This is a genomic window from Pauljensenia sp. UMB10120 (assembly GCF_030212035.1).
Classification (GTDB): Bacteria; Actinomycetota; Actinomycetes; order Actinomycetales; family Actinomycetaceae; genus Pauljensenia; species Pauljensenia radingae_A.
Map to the genome: position 1 here is coordinate 80,498 of NZ_JASODH010000008.1, position 15,202 is coordinate 95,699.

Annotated in this window: 8 protein-coding genes and 1 pseudogene; 4 read left to right on the forward strand and 5 right to left on the reverse strand. The window is 57.6% G+C overall.

The features are described 5' to 3' along the window. Positions 1-25: 25 nt before the first annotated feature. Entirely contained in the window at positions 26-1,678 is a 1,653-nt protein-coding gene (locus tag QP093_RS08495; protein ID WP_257525369.1) for a hypothetical protein, read from the reverse strand. Here QP093_RS08495 and QP093_RS08500 point away from each other — a divergent pair. Both QP093_RS08500 and QP093_RS08505 read left to right on the forward strand, forming a co-directional pair. Continuing rightward, complete coding sequence (locus tag QP093_RS08500; RefSeq protein WP_154955681.1) at positions 1,647-3,005, forward strand: hypothetical protein; 1,359 nt, start codon at positions 1,647-1,649, stop codon at positions 3,003-3,005. The genes QP093_RS08495 and QP093_RS08500 overlap by 32 nt on opposite strands. A 2-nt stretch (positions 3,006-3,007) precedes the next feature. After that, entirely contained in the window at positions 3,008-4,459 is a 1,452-nt protein-coding gene (locus QP093_RS08505; protein WP_058236193.1) for a hypothetical protein, read from the forward strand. A 218-nt stretch (positions 4,460-4,677) separates the two neighbouring features. Here QP093_RS08505 and QP093_RS08510 read toward each other — a convergent pair whose 3' ends face one another. Next, the gene (locus QP093_RS08510) at positions 4,678-5,118 is read right to left on the reverse strand and encodes a hypothetical protein (protein ID WP_257525370.1); all 441 of its coding nucleotides are present in this window, start codon (positions 5,116-5,118) and stop codon (positions 4,678-4,680) included. A gap of 620 nt (positions 5,119-5,738) precedes the next feature. Then, a pseudogene (locus QP093_RS08515) lies at positions 5,739-5,993 on the reverse strand (GMP synthase (glutamine-hydrolyzing)); the annotation flags it as partial. 853 nt (positions 5,994-6,846) lie between these two features. Between QP093_RS08515 and QP093_RS08520 the strand changes: the two are divergent. After that, entirely contained in the window at positions 6,847-11,304 is a 4,458-nt protein-coding gene (locus QP093_RS08520; RefSeq protein ID WP_257525371.1) for an LPXTG cell wall anchor domain-containing protein, read from the forward strand. 970 nt (positions 11,305-12,274) lie between these two features. Here the strand turns inward: QP093_RS08520 and QP093_RS08525 are convergent. Further along, entirely contained in the window at positions 12,275-12,595 is a 321-nt protein-coding gene (locus QP093_RS08525) for a DMT family transporter (RefSeq protein WP_058236198.1), read from the reverse strand. A gap of 78 nt (positions 12,596-12,673) precedes the next feature. Here QP093_RS08525 and QP093_RS08530 point away from each other — a divergent pair, with 78 nt between their 5' ends. Further along, entirely contained in the window at positions 12,674-13,495 is an 822-nt protein-coding gene (locus QP093_RS08530) for a MerR family transcriptional regulator (RefSeq protein ID WP_058236199.1), read from the forward strand. Positions 13,496-13,610: 115 nt separating this feature from the next. Here the strand turns inward: QP093_RS08530 and guaA are convergent, their stop codons facing one another. Then, the gene (gene guaA / locus QP093_RS08535; RefSeq protein WP_257525372.1) at positions 13,611-15,185 is read right to left on the reverse strand and encodes a glutamine-hydrolyzing GMP synthase; all 1,575 of its coding nucleotides are present in this window, start codon (positions 15,183-15,185) and stop codon (positions 13,611-13,613) included. Between the last annotated feature and the right edge of the window lie 17 nt (positions 15,186-15,202).

Here is a 15,202-nt window from a genome sequence, read left to right on the forward strand (position 1 = left end):
ATCGACTTGATGGCTTCTGCGGACCTCATAGCTGCAACATCCCCTGGTAGAAGGTCGACGGGAACATGAATTCGCGTTCTTTTTTCTTTTTGTCGTTGTCGAAACGCACGGCGATTCTGTCACTGCCAATCGAAACGACCTCACCATAGCCAAAGCTCTTGTGGAAGATCTGGGTTCCTTCCTCAATCCTGGAAAGGTCGGCTTCAGTGATAACCGGCTCTTCGGGCTCCAATGCCTTGGGCTCGGACTTTTTCGGATAGCCGGAAAGCCACCAGCCGGCCTTGAAGCTCGTTGCCTTACCGCCTTCCAACTTGTAGGTGAACTGCGCGCCGTTCGCGGCAAGCTCGTTCATGACGACGTCGAGCTCACCGCCGCCGATGGCCCAAAGGCTTCCGCCCTTGGGACGGCGATCGGCGATGCGGACGTTGTGGGACTCGAGGACGTCGATGACCCAGTCCTTCTTGACGGGCGCCTCTCCGAGCGTCGTTGCTTTCGCAGTCGACCTCGAAACGCCCGATGCCGACGGTTTGATCGCGGGACTTACCGCAACAGCAGGCGACGGAGCCTCCACCCCAGCGCCGTTGCCCAGAGTGGAACCGTCGGGGGCCACCATCGACTCCTGCTGCTTCGCGTAGAGGTAGTCGTAATTGGACAGAGACGTGTCGTAGAGGCCGACCTTCTCGCCCTCGTGCTTGTTGATGCCAGTGTAGACAAGGCTCGCATCCTCGTAGCGACGGAACTTGTAGACAGCGTCGTTCATGAGGGCGGAATTGAACACGCCAAGCGAGACGAGCAGGTTGAAGTCCGAGACGTCGAGGCCGGTGACCTTCTTGAACAGCCCCGGCTCCAACTGGGTGATGACGTCGTAGAGCGTCTCCTCGCGGTAGTCGGTGAGGTACATGAAGACCGGGATACGCGTGACGAACTTGATCAGCTTCTTCTGTATCTCCTTGCGCTTGGACTTGAACTCCTTCTCCTTCTTGACTTCCTTTACCGCTTCCGACTTGTTGATAATGGTCTTGATGTCGTCGTTGAGGCTTCGGAAGCCCTCGATGCTCATGAGGGCGTTGATTGCCTCGTCGTTGGCGAGCAGGCGTCGTAGCGTGTCGTTATCGACGTTGACGAGCAGCGCCGACTCCCAGCGCTTGGCGAGAAGCGTCGCGGAGGTCCCCGCCATGGCGATGTCGAGGATCTCGGAGGCGTTGATCTCCTTCATACGGCTGCCGTCGTAGGCGAGCACGGGCAGGAAGCGGATGAAGTCGCCGACCTTCTGCTCGGGGCCCTTCTTCTCTGGGGAGAGCTGCGTGGAGTAGTCGGACACCATGGTGAGGGCGCGGTCGAGCGCGAAGTCGAACACGTAGCACTCGTTCTTGACGATCTGCATGTTCCCGTCGTCGTCCTTGACCGTCCAGGGCGACTGCACGCGAAACGCCGTCTGGAAGTAGGTCTCGGCGCTCTTTACGTTGGAGAGCATGAAGACGCCGGTCCATGGCTTCACCGTGACGCCGGTGGTGAGTTTGCCGCAGGACAGCGTGATGGACTTCGATTCGAGCGGGTCGCGCATCGACTTCTGCACGGGCGGCAGGGCAGCAAGGCCGATGCCCGCGCCCGAGCCTGCGCACACGTTGACGCGCAGATAATGACCGGTGGTTAAATCGCTGATAGAGGCCAAATCCATTGGTGGGATAATGGCCTTAGATTGCATATGGAGAAAGGCAGGGGCGATGGGCTTCTTTGATAAAGGCTTCGACCCAATAAAAGAGGCGCAGAAGACTGCGGCTGCTGCAGGAAAAGGAATCGCAAGCGTTGCCGAACAGGCATCGAATGCCGCTCAAAGCGCCGTCGAGCAGACGGGGCAGGCTATCGGGGACATTGCAGGCAAGGCAAAGGGCGCTGTTCAGAGCATTGGGGATGCGATCAAAGACGTCCCGGAGCCGAAGAGCTTCAAATACAACACTGAGTTTGCCGATGAGCGAAACGTTGACGGATCGCCCCAATCTCAAAGGCTAGCTCCGGAACATATGGCGAAAATGCTTGGAGATGTGGCTGAAGGAGCCGCAAACGCTGCAAGCGTGGCAGCGGCCGGTGCCCAAGGCGCTGTCGCCGCCATCGCAGGTAAAGCGGGGGAAATCGCCGATGGGGTCAGGCAAGGCGTCGAGAATGCAAGGGCGAAAGAACCGGATGAGTACGAGCTCACCGTCATCGAATACAACCAAACCTATACCGATCTGGAATCGGGAGGGATCGAGCTCTACCAGTCTAGGCTGAGGAGCATCGACCTGCTGGACCTCGTTACCGACCTGGTGAACTCGATTGCGAACACGCCGAAGTCGTTCGTGGAAGATATCGAAGAGGTGTCACACAAAAAGCGAAGCTTCAAAGAGTCGGCGTCCTTCGCCCGCGAAGAGCTGGACTCGGCACGGAAATCGGCAGCCAGCGCTGGCGCCGGCGTCGCGGCAGGTATGGCCGTTGCCAGCATCGCCCCATCCGCCGCCATGTGGGTTGCCACAACTTTCGGTACCGCCTCCACGGGCACCGCGATCTCTACGCTATCGGGCGCTGCCGCGACAAATGCGGCGATGGCCTGGCTCGGCGGAGGCGCATTGGCCGCCGGAGGCGGCGGAATGGCCGGTGGCACCGCTTTCCTGACAATGGCGGGCCCCATCGGATGGGGCGTCGCAGGCGCCACGTTGCTGACCTCCATCGCTCTCTTTGTGAAAAAGCAGCACGAGATTGCCAGGGAAAAGCACGAAGAGCTCCTGTCGGTGAAGCGGAACACCGAGGCTCTCAGGGAGACGTCCGCAGCAATCGGGGCACTTAAGATAAAGACCAATACCCTTCGCGAAGAGCTGTCCGGGTCCTTTATGCCCTCATGCCGCATGTACGGCGCCGACTACCTTTCCATCTCCGACGACGAGAAACTGGCCCTGGGTGCCTTGGTAAACAACGCGAAGTCCCTGGGCAGCCTCATCGTCGAGAGGGTGGCCGCCCGGGACGGTGAATAGCCATGAATGCAGAGAAGGTACTCAAGAGCTCCCAGGAGCAGGCCGTCGCCGCATGGATCGGCTTGATCAACCAGATGAGAATCGACGACCTCATCGAGAATCTCAACCGCCAAGACCAGAACCTCGATTCCACAATGGAGTCCATGAACTGGGCGCTCGGGAAGATCGAGGACCTCGTCGTTGCGAACAGGGGCGGCAGCAAGGGCATCCATGGGTTCATCGCCGAGGTGGCCGAATGCGGGTTGGAGAATGCGCAGAGCCTCGTCCATGGCGATAAACCGGTAATGGAATGGGTGAACGACAACGGCCCCGCCGACCTTTTGCGCAACGGCGTCGAGATACAGGTCAAGTTCGTGAACGCCGGCGGCAAGTTCTCCTTGGACGCTGTGGCCGCCCATTTGCAGAAGTACCCTGATTTCCTCGACAAAGACGGCATCTATCAGATCCCGAAGGACCATCTCGACGCGGTGCGCTCCCTGTATGAGATGCCAAAGGAGGATGCAGCCAAACTGGCGTCCTCGACCGGCGGCCCATCCTACTCAACCTGGAAGAGCATCCATGAGTTCTTCGACTCAAGCGGGTTCAGTATCGATGACCTTGAAGCCTCCAAATTCGAGTACTCGGAGGTCCAGAAGAACGCTATCGCCGACAAGATGGCCGAGGAGAAGAGCAGGCTCGCAGACGAGAGCGAGCGGATAAAGAAAGACATCTACGAGGAGCACAAGCCCACGCCCCAAGAGGGCGCGAAAGCCGCAGCGGCTGGCGCCGTTCTGGAAGCGGGAACGGCATTCGTCATTTCAATGAAGCGCCATCTCGGGAACGGAAAGCGTATCGACGACTTGACCCAGGATGACTGGGAGGAAATCGCCAAAGATTCCGGCATGGGACTCGTCAAGGGCGGGGTTCGCGGTGGAGCTGTTTATTGGCTGAACAACTACACGGCCACGCCCTCATCTGTCGCAAGCGCGCTGGTCACTGCGTCATTCGGCGTCGCAGAATGCGCTTACAGGTTCCGCAGCGGCGAGCTGACGGAGATCGAGTTTATAGAACGTTCCGAAATCGCGTGCCTCGATGCGTCCGTGAGCGCATTCTCGAGCTTCGTGGGCCAGGTTATCATTCCGATCCCGATTCTGGGCGCCCTCGTCGGCAACGCCGTAGGGGCGACCGTGTACGAATTGGGAAAGGATTTCTATAACAAACGAGAGGCGGAGCTGCTCGCGCACTATGCCCAGGAGCTGAAGGCCCTCGATACAGAGCTCGAAAGCGAATACGCCGCATGCATCAGCGACCTTCGTGAGAATATGATCAAATACATCAGTCTTCTAGAAAAGGCATTCTCCTCGAATTCCGCCATGGCTTTTTCCGGCTCCATTGAGCTGGCGGCAAGCCTTAACGTTCCAGATAGCGAAATCCTGCACATGCGCGAAGAAGTCGATGATTTCTTTCTAAATTAGAATCAGTCAGGTTAAAGAAACAACGGCCGAGCGAAACCCAATCGCTCGGCCGTTTGCCGTCTAGAACGGATGAATCTCCTTGCACTACTATCATGCTCATAACAGCGAATGCTTGCCTAGGCAGGCAAACGGTCATCGTCTACATCACCCACTTGAACACAGCGCGGAACAGCCAGACGAAAAAGCCCAGCGTGACCTTAAGCGCCGCCTTGAGGAACTTACCAAGCCTCTTCATCGACGTCACCCCAATCTTCCTTGACCTTGCGGGCGCCATCCTCGGCGCTCTCTTCCTTCTCTTGCGCGAGCAGCCTCGCCAGCTCGTCCGGCACGCCCGGGACCTCCGCCCTCCCCAGCGCGCGCTGCAGGTCCCTTATCTGCGACTTCAGCGGTTTTGAGGGAGGCCCCACGTGCTCGCGGTAGCAGGCGCCGATCGCAGCCGCGTCACACAGGAAGCCCCGCACCCGGGCGAACGCCTCATCGCCGTCGAGCAGGACGCGACGGGCTTGCCCGAGCTCGGCCTCCGAGGCCAGCATGAAGCGCCACCCGCGGGACCTGCGCGCAGCCGGCATGTCGTCCGCAGGCGCGTCGGCGCGCCAGTCGTCGCGCACCTGGTGCCAGTTCGCCGTGAGCCAGAGCCCCCTCTCGGGCTCCTCGCGCATCTCGAGCTCGAACGCGGCGAAATAGACGAGGCCGCTTACGCCGACTGGAAGACCTCTTTCTGATATCTCCCCAGTTAAATTGACGTTTCCTTGCGAACAGCCTCCGGTTCTCCGGAGGCTGTTCCGTTATTCCCGCATGAAATCGGCACCCCGGAAGCTCTGTTAAGGGAATAATTACGTGCCCGAACACAGCAAGATACGCGGCGTTATTCGGCGGCATTCGGGGTCACTGAAACTGCGGAAACCGATTTTCGCGTTTTATTATTCCCGTTTGTTGACCTGGGCAAATGCAATTGACGAGGGCTTGAATCCACCTCGCAGTTTCAACTTAGTTTCGGCCGCGCGAAATCGCCCCTCGGGGGACCCGAATTGTGAATTATTCCCGCAGGGCCCCATTATTCCCGTACCGCCGAGTGCTCCGCCGTACCGCCCAGTAGGGGCATGCGGGAATAATTGAACCGTTTTCCCAGGTAGGAATGCAAAAAGAAAGCCCTCGAACCAGAGGGGTCGAGGGCTTTTATTCCCACTATTTCGCTGGCGGCTTTGTTCTGAGGCGATGCCGAAACAGCATCAGGTGGTACTCGGCAGCACCAAAACGCGAGTTCAGAAGCCAGTTTCCGCTATTCCCACTCAATCGTTGCCGGCGGCTTGCTGGTCACGTCCAGGACAACGCGGTTGACTTCCGGCACCGCGTTGGTGATGCGGTTGGAGATGCGGGCCAGGACATCGAACGGCAGGCGCGACCAGTCGGCGGTCATAGCATCCTCGCTCGAAACCGGACGAAGGACGATCGGGTGACCGTAGGTGCGGCCATCGCCCTGAACACCAGCCGAGCGGACGTCCGCCAGCAGCACGACGGGCATCTGCCAGACCTCGCTTATTTTCGGATCTGTTCTTCTCAGTCATAGTCAACGCAGTGAACCGCGAATTCGAGGACACCCATCTGCAGTTGTTGCTTATGCTCGCTGATCGTGGGTGCGAGGACACTAAACTACGTCCCTTCCTATATGAGGGTCACGTCGATGGCGCAATCGTCACCTTGCATCACCAGGTGCCGCACCAAATCCAAACTCTCCAAAATGCTCCTATGGTTTTCATCGGCAGACCTACCCAAGCCCCAACCTTTAACTCATGGGTAGACGTAGACAATACTGAGTCTGGACACCTCGGGGCTCGGCGGCTCATCGAAAGGGGTTCTCGCCGTCTGGCAATCATCACCAGCCCGGTAATCCTGGGCAGCGAGTTAGTGGAACGAGTCTCTGGCTAGGCGTCGGCTAATCTCGAAAACCATCCTTATACGCACCTAGAGACAGCTGGAACGTTTCTAATCGGCAGCCCGGTATCAACGGAGCGTGAATGGCGTGACAAAACCAGGAATACGACAGACTCTGCGCCTCGGAACCCTCGACTAACGGGTGAACTTTTTTGATCTACCTAGATTAGTTAACCGAACAGACGGTATTATTCAGTGAGAATGTATTTATTTCTGGCCGACGAATGGCCATCCGCTCACGACCCTGGGGGGAAATAATGGGTGCGACTAGGGAAAGAAAATTGCAAAGCAACGCCGCAATGCCTAAGCGAATCGTTGCTGCATCGTTGTCGCTTATTTTGGCGCTGTTTATGACACCAGCAGCGGCTTTCGCTGAGGATCAAGCCGGGGCGGAGGATGCCACGCCAAGCGCTACCGCGAGGACAACCCTTAGCAGCGCACCAGGGGAAAATGTCGTGGCTGCTTCTCCTCAACCCACCGAGGCGTCAAGCACCCCGACACCAAGCGCCGGCGATTCTGCCGCGTCCCCAACAGCAGAAAACCAAACCCCAGTCTCGTCGACCGCATCTGAGACAACGCTGAAAGCCACTACCGCCAACCAACCGCAATTACGCTCCCCGCAAGGTGTTTCTGAGGTTTGGGTAGATAGCAAAGCGGGCTCAGACGACAATGATGGCAGTCAAACCGCCGCCGTCAAAACTCTTGAGAAAGCGCTTGGTCTAGTATCCGATGGCGGGACGATACATACCGTCGGCGCGTTCACGTCCGGCACTGACCTGGCTATCAACAAGAACGTCACATTCACAGGCTCTGGCAATTTTCTAACCATCACAAGTGGTGCGAAACTAAGCGCCCCAGGCAAGACGGTCACAATGACCGGCTACAACACCGCATTGACCATCCAGGCTGGCGCTGAGCTTAACGATGGCAACTACATCCTCGACCGCAACACCATCGGCTTCGACCTAAAAGGCAAAATTAACGGCACCTCACGCGAGGCTTTAACTATCTCGGCAAAGAACAGCTTGGGGCGAGGGTTTGTCTATAACTCAGACGCCAGGTTCATCAATTGCACGGTGGACGTCCAAGCCACACCCGGAAAAAGCGAACAGTACGCCGGCCTCTACATGACGAATTCCTCGCTTACCACCCGCGGCGTTTGGTATTACTTCGACCCGGACAAGGGCAAAGGCGGGGTACACCTCGACCACTCTGACTTTTATGCTTACAAAGCTACAGGAGTCAGAGCCTACAAAAATACCCTCGCCCTATTGGGCGCGTCTGAGCTAGTCAACGGCTCCACTCTCACTGCCGATGGCTCACGCATCACGGTCTCGGCGAAATTATCGGTGACCGACTCAAAGGTAGTCATCAAGAACAGCACGGACGGCGGCCTGAACGTCAACTACAAGCCTGGCGAGGCGACATTCACCAACTCTGTGCTGGAAACCACCAACATGAAGTATTACCCCTCCTATGGCGCTGGGCAGTCGTCAGGGCCGTGCTCGATCACCTTTACTGGCAATAGCGTGGTCAATACCGACGCCAGCAATAACACTGCTGACAATGGCGGGGCTAACCGTGGCACCGGAAGCTCTTACGTGGTTACCGGCGGGTCATATTTGATTGCCTATAGCCCCGATTTCAACCACGATGTCGTTACGCCAACCAACGGCGACCAAAACGGTAACGAATGGCTTTCGCTATTCACGCTGGCGGACAACACCATTAATACCGTGAACCCGATCAACGCCAACGGCGTCAGGTACAACTATTCGGTAGCGCAGGCCTCCAAAGACGGGCAAAAGCACATTTGGGCGCCAGCCGCCACAGCCACCTTCAAATTGCAAAACGCTAATGCGTCTTTCGCCGACGGCACCACCGCTGACAAGGCGAAATCAACCGTTCGCGGCTACAAACTCGACGATGTGACGGGTAACACTGACCCCGACACACCAACTGACGCTAACGGCGTAAAGTTCCTAGGCTGGTTCTATAAGGACGCGGCAGGCGCAGAGCATACTTTCGATTATGCGAATGCCCAGCTCGATACCAACATCGAGGTTTATGCGAAATGGGACGCAAAAACCGTCATTTACCACAATGGTGCAGGTGAAGAGTACATCCAAAATGTTGACCCCAACGACACCACGGCCACTGCCCTAGCTTTCGACGAAGTCGCCGCCAAGGTCAGCGCCTTTGTACCGGCAGGAAAGACATTCGTAAAGTGGACGACGGCGCCAGACGGCTCTGGTGACGAGGTCGCACCGGGCGCTGGGCTAACATTCGCTGCAGAGACCACCCAAATTGACTTGTACGCCCAATATAAAGACAACGAATACCGGGTCGCTTTCTCGGCTAACGGCGGGATTTTCTCTGAAACAAGCATATTCAAGACAAATCCTGAAGAGTTTACTGTTGAGACCGACGCCAGCGGCGGCGAGATTGCCGTCCTGAAACAGCCAGCTACATACGGGCAGAAGTTCCGCACACTGCTGACTAAGGTGACTTATGGCGACATCACCCCAGCCAAGGCGGACGCCAAGAAATTGGGGTATTTGCTAGCCAACCAGTCTTATTGGAGCAAGGCTGCCGGCGCAGGCGGTTCGGGCGTCCGGTTTGATGACTCCAGCTTCTTTGGCATCAAGATACCTGGCGCAAACCCAGATATTACGGCTGACACCACGTATTACTTGTCTTGGAAAACTGACCCAACAGTGCTCGAGACCAAAGCGGATCTGACGATTGACGCCGATATGTGGGCTGACTCGATTGACGCGACCACCAAGATAAAGCGGGTTTACACGGAGGGCTCGAAGAGCACCTTCGAGATTACCGGAGCCGTTGATCCCGCCGGTATAAAGAACCAAATGACGGGCATAGAAGGGGTCTTCCCAGAGAACGCTAAGACCCCGGACAAGATTGCATTGTCCAGCCTGAGCTCGACGTTCACCGCGTCCATCACTTTCCCGGATGGCGTAGCTATCCCAGCTAACCCCACCGTTGAGATGGCGGGGTTGGGCGATTGCTTCGAGCTTGCAGGCACTAGCGTAACCGGTCAAACAGTGGACGTAACTTTCAAGTTAAAGCCCGGCATCAAAAACTACAAGCAGCTAAAGGATGCCGTCTTTTCGACCGGAGCTGGAAATCGAAACCTGATTACGGCCACCGTCAAAGGTCTAACCTTGGACGCCGCACAGGTGACCAACGGCCAAGAAATCACTGTAACCGGAACTGTCAAAGGCAATTTCAACGCTGTCGCGCAAGGCTCGACAGCCAGTAAAGTGTCTGCTCGTAGCGCTAGGGCGCTCTTTAGGGCTCAGGCAGAAAACCCTGCACCCAGGTTGCATAGATTCACTTTCACCTGGACAGGTGACCAAACCGATACGGCCAAGGACGTTCGCGCCAAGGACGACTCCACAATCCAGCAAACCTTGCTGGTGGTTAAACCTTATGAAGCTGTACTGCCTGGCGACATTCTGGTCGGAAACGACACTGAGAACACTCACGTTTATGACGCTTTTCAAGGCGAGAATATTGATTTCACCGGCACCCTAGGCTCTGAGGTCGTCAAGAATCAGATGAACGCGATTGAGCTCCAATACCCTGGTGTCACAAACTTGTCGAGCATCAACCTTAGCGATGTGGCTTCGACATTTGCCGCCTCTTTCACGATTCCGGACGGCATGACCTTACCCGATAACCTAACCAAAGATACGGTGAAAGCCGAAGGTCTTGCCGACACATTCACTATCTCTGACGTTTCAGTGGAGGGTAAAACCGTCACAGTGACCATGACACTTAAGAGCGGGATTGTGAATTATCAGCAGCTCAAGGACGCCGTCAACAAGATTGACTCGACCATGAAGGTGACGATCCCGGGCGTAACCGTGAATAAGGACGTCTCAGGCGGCACACAGCTGACTGTAAGTGGCGAAGTGTCTGGCACATTCAACGCCCTGGCAACCTCAGCCGCTGGCACACAGCGGGAGTTCTTCTTCAAGTGGATTGGGGAACAAACACCCGAGGGCAAAGACGTGATGGCACCCGCCAACAGCAAGGCTATCCAGTTCACTGTGCAAGTCCCGTCGCCGATAGCTGGCGAGCTGCCCGGCGACATGCTGGTCGGCACCGACACCGAGCATGATGAAGTCATTACCCTGCCTCAAGGTTCCACATTCGACCTGACCGGTGCCCTGCAAGTGACGCCTATTCATGAACAGATGGGCGGAATTGAAGCCTTGTATCCTGAGGTTAATCACGATGAAATCGCTCTGGACGTGAAAGACTTCTCGTTCGTCGCCACGTTCACTATTCCGGATGGCATGAGCCTGCCGGCCAATCTCGACGCCACACAGGTTAGGGTTGCCGATTTCGGTGCTGGCTTCACAGTCAAAGATGTGACAGCTAACGCCCAGACCGTAACCGTCGTCTTCGCACTGACTGACCCCGCCGCCATCAAGACTTATTCCGATCTTGAACAGGTTGTGGACGCCGCCGGCGGTGCGGAAGGTTGGATGAAGATTACCGTCCCTGGAATCATGATTGACGAAGATGCGGACGTTGACGCGAACCTGACCATTGTCGGCACAGTAGAGGGTAGATTCAGCGCGATGGCCACCTCAAAATCTGGCACGCGAAAAGCATTCTCATTCACTTGGGACGCAATCCAGTGGCCGGACGGCAAGGACGCAGTAGCAACTGACGACGACACGATCCAGCTAACCGTCAAGGTCTCCAAAAGCTCTGTGGTACCAAACGAGCCAGGCGAAGAGGGCTCCACAGCGGTGAAGAGAGTGCGTCGCAAAATGCCTAAGACCGGCGCTAGCGGATTGTCAGCAATTCTTGCTTTGGGACTAGCCGCTGCCGCCGGTGCAGGTTTGGCATCCAGAAAAGTACGTGCGCTTAACTAACGCTGCCATTAGCAGAGATTCCACACTCCCGCGTATTCGACATTGCGTACAGTGGCACGTTGCGCACTCCAACGCTTCCGTCATCCCGGGCGGTAGCGCGAAAGGCGCATGCTTCGCGAAATCACGCTGGTACCCCTCTTACAATGCCGGTTTGAATCATACGCACCTCCGCGAGTCCCGCATTCTGCGCGAAGGCGTCAACCGCCGCCGGCATGCCCCCGACCACGTAGTATTGGCGTAACAGCGCCGTAAGTTTTGACACAAACGATTTCACGCTGTCGGTGTTCTCGGAATCCAGTAGCTTCCGCAGAGGGACGTTCCCGGTTGCATCGAAAAAACTCGCGGAAGCTCAACGGGTAAAGGTTCAGCGCATCGCGCCTTACCCACGGGGTAACCGGATCATTTATGAGCTGAGAGATTAAGGAGAGAGCCGGCCGCTGCCACCGCATAATCCGGCGCCTCCGGACTAAAGCGATTAGACCATTTCCGCATATTATTCTTGATGTCTCGCCGGTTACCCCGAATTTGCCAAGATGCCTTTTCAAATGACCGGGATCTATTCCCACTCAACTGTCACAAGGCTAGTTTCCACACGCTAACAGTTTGTCGTCTCGTGCTCGCCCGTGCCGCTGCGTGCTCGCTCGTGGCGTTTCGTTATTGGGGAGTATTTTCACGAAGCGGCTCCAAGGGTGTACTCACCTGTACTCACCACTGAGTACACTTTCTGTACTCAGCCCTCGGGGAGTGATCACGAGACCCTCGGGGAGTAGTCACAGCCGCAGGTCAGTGATGGGGAGTATTACTCATTTTTAAAAGGTGAGTACAAATCAGCAGAATCGTGTACTCGTTTTAGGCTTGGGCGCTCTTAACAAGCGGACGGATCCAACGAAAGGACGAACCCCGCTCGGCTCTTCGCGATACGATGTGTAGCACCTTCGTGCAACGTTCAGGCGAAATGCCCTGCCTGCGACTAGTGGGTAGAGAAGATGTTCACGACGAGGACCCCTGCGACGCACATGACAATGCCCGCGATCATCGGGGCATTGAGCGGCTCCTTGAATGCGAACACCGATATCCCCGTGGCCATGATGATGCCGAGTGCGCCCCACGACGCGTAGGCGACGCTCAGCGGAATGCCCTGCAGCGCCTTCGAGAAGAACCCGAAGCAGAGGCCGTAGAGCGCCAGGCAGCCGATGGACGGACCGAGCTGGCTGAAGCCGTCCGACAGCTTCATGTAGAACGTAGCACCGCATTCAAAGACGACGGCGACCGCCAAAAAGAGGTAGTACATGGGACCCCCAATCCTTTCGATGTTCCATAGCAAAAGCTATGCTAAACTCTCGGGTAACCATAGAGTCAAGGGGCGAAAATGAGATTCCTAAAATCCGGCGAGTTCGCCGAGCTGTGCGGCACGACGAAGAACACGCTCATCCACTACGACCAGATGGGGCTCCTGAAGCCTGCTCGTGTTGCGGAGAGCGGTTACAGGTTGTACCTGGCATCGCAGCGCTACCGGTTCCTGTCGGTGAGGGCTCTGGCGGATTCCGGCATGCCGTTGCAGGAGGTGAAGCGTGTGCTCGAGACCGACGACGCGCGCGCTCTTGCCACGTCGCTCGATGCCACACGCGGCAAGATTGAAGCTCGCATTGCGAGCTTGCGAAAATCCCTCGAGCGTATAGACGAGGTCGCCCGGCAGGCCCGAGCAGCATGCGAGATAGATGCCAGGTCCATCGGGGTCATCAGGCGCCCTGCGCGAAGGATCGCCATGCTCGGCGTCGCCGCAGTCGGCCTCGGCGCCTATCCTGACGACCTGGTCGTGAGACGTGACCTGGAAGTCGCAGCGCTTCTCGCCGAGGCTGGTCTGATGGCAGAGCTCGCACCCTATGGCGGCGTGTGCAGGGAAGCGCCCACTCCTGATCGAGACGTTGCTTACGACGACCTGTTCTACGTGCTGCCGGACGATTCCGCCTATAGCGGCGCGACCGTCGAGCTCGAGGCCGGCGAGTACGTGGTCGCGAGCTACGACGGCCCCTGCTCGGGACTCGGTCGCGCCCACGCTTCGCTCGTCGCCTTCGCGCGCGGTCAGGGACTTCGCGGCGACCTGCCGCGCTACGAGATATCGGCCTTCAAGCTGCTGGACCAGGAGGACAGGTACCGCTGCTCGATAGAGATGAGGGCGCTTGGGATTTAGCGCGACGGCTGCCGAAATGGCCCCAAGAGGCTTCCAAAGGCTTAAAGAACCCCTCTGCCAAGCGCAAGTCGACAGAGGGGTTTAGCATGCTTAGCTGGAGAAATATGCCCTTCCGTTACTCCCACTCAATCGTTGCCGGCGGCTTGCTGGTCACGTCCAGGACAACACGGTTGACCTCGGGCACCGCGTTGGTGATGCGGTTAGAGATGCGGGCCAGGACATCGAACGGTACGCGCGACCAGTCGGCCGTCATGGCATCCTCGGACGACACGGGGCGCAGCACAATCGGATGGCCATAGGTGCGGCCATCGCCCTGAACACCAACCGAATGCACATTCGCCAGCAACACCACCGGACACTGCCAGATCTCACGATCCAGCCCGGCAGCGGTCAGCTCCTCGCGGGCAATCAGATCCGCGGCGCGCAGAATCTCCAGGCGTTCGCGCGTCACGTCACCAATGATGCGAATTCCCAGGCCAGGACCGGGGAACGGCTGACGCCACACAATGTTCTCCGGCACGCCCAGTTCCAGGCCAATGGCGCGCACCTCATCCTTGAACAGCGTGCGCAGCGGCTCCACCAGCTCAAAGTTCAAGTCCTCCGGCAGTCCACCGACATTGTGGTGCGACTTGATGTTCGCAGCACCCTCGCCGCCACCGGATTCAACAACGTCGGGGTACAGCGTGCCCTGTACGAGGAACTTGATCTCCGCGCCCGCTTCACCGGCCTCACGCACCAGTTTCAATTGCGCAGCCTCGAAAGAACGAATGAACTCGCGGCCAATGATCTTGCGTTTTTGCTCCGGGTCGCTCACGCCAGCCAGAGCATTCAGGAAACGCTCCGACTCGTCCACCGTCACCACGCGGATCCCCATCGTGCCCGCGTAATCATGCTCGACCTGCTCACGCTCACCCGCACGCAGCAACCCGTGATCAACAAAAATACACGTCAGCTGATCGCCCACCGCTTTGTGCACCAGCGCGGCAGCAACCGAGGAATCCACGCCGCCGGACAGACCGCAGATCACGCGCGCATCGCCCACCTGCTCACGAATACGCGCCACCTGATCATCAATAATCGACCCGGGAGTCCAATCAGTGCCAATACCCGCACACTCGTGAATGAAGTTCTCAATGAGCTTCTGGCCAAACTCGCTGTGATGCACCTCAGGGTGCCACTGCACACCATAGAGCCGGCGCGACTGATCCTCGAACGCGGCAACAGGTGTTTCCTGCGTGCTGGCCGTCACAGTGAAACCATCCGGCGCCTGCTGCACCGCATCACCGTGACTCATCCACACGGACTGTTCTGCCGGAGTACCAGCAAGCAGCGCGCTGGAGGCGCCCTCGTCAATCGTGAGCGACGTATGGCCGTATTCGCGCGTTCCCGTCTTGCCGACGGTGCCGCCCAAAGCCTTCGCCATGACCTGGAACCCATAGCAAATGCCGAGCACTGGGACGCCTGACGTGAACAGCTCAGTGTCAAACGTTGGCGCGTTGTCCGCGTACACAGATGACGGGCCGCCGGACAGGATCACCGCAGCCGGATCCTTCGCAAGCATCTCAACGGCCGGCATCGTATGCGGCACGATCTCCGAGTACGCAGAGGTCTCACGGACACGACGCGCAATCAGCTGCGCGTACTGGGCGCCAAAGTCAACAACAAGAACAGGACGATTTTCAGTGCTCACAGGCTCATCGTAGCCGT

Coding starts and splice junctions, on each gene's coding strand:
- QP093_RS08495 (WP_257525369.1), bottom strand. CDS start 1,678: ATGGATTTGGCCTCTATCAGCGATTTAACCACCGGTCATTATCTGCGC.
- QP093_RS08505 (WP_058236193.1), top strand. CDS start 3,008: ATGAATGCAGAGAAGGTACTCAAGAGCTCCCAGGAGCAGGCCGTCGCC.
- QP093_RS08510 (WP_257525370.1), bottom strand. CDS start 5,118: ATGCGCGAGGAGCCCGAGAGGGGGCTCTGGCTCACGGCGAACTGGCAC.
- QP093_RS08525 (WP_058236198.1), bottom strand. CDS start 12,595: ATGTACTACCTCTTTTTGGCGGTCGCCGTCGTCTTTGAATGCGGTGCT.
- QP093_RS08530 (WP_058236199.1), top strand. CDS start 12,674: ATGAGATTCCTAAAATCCGGCGAGTTCGCCGAGCTGTGCGGCACGACG.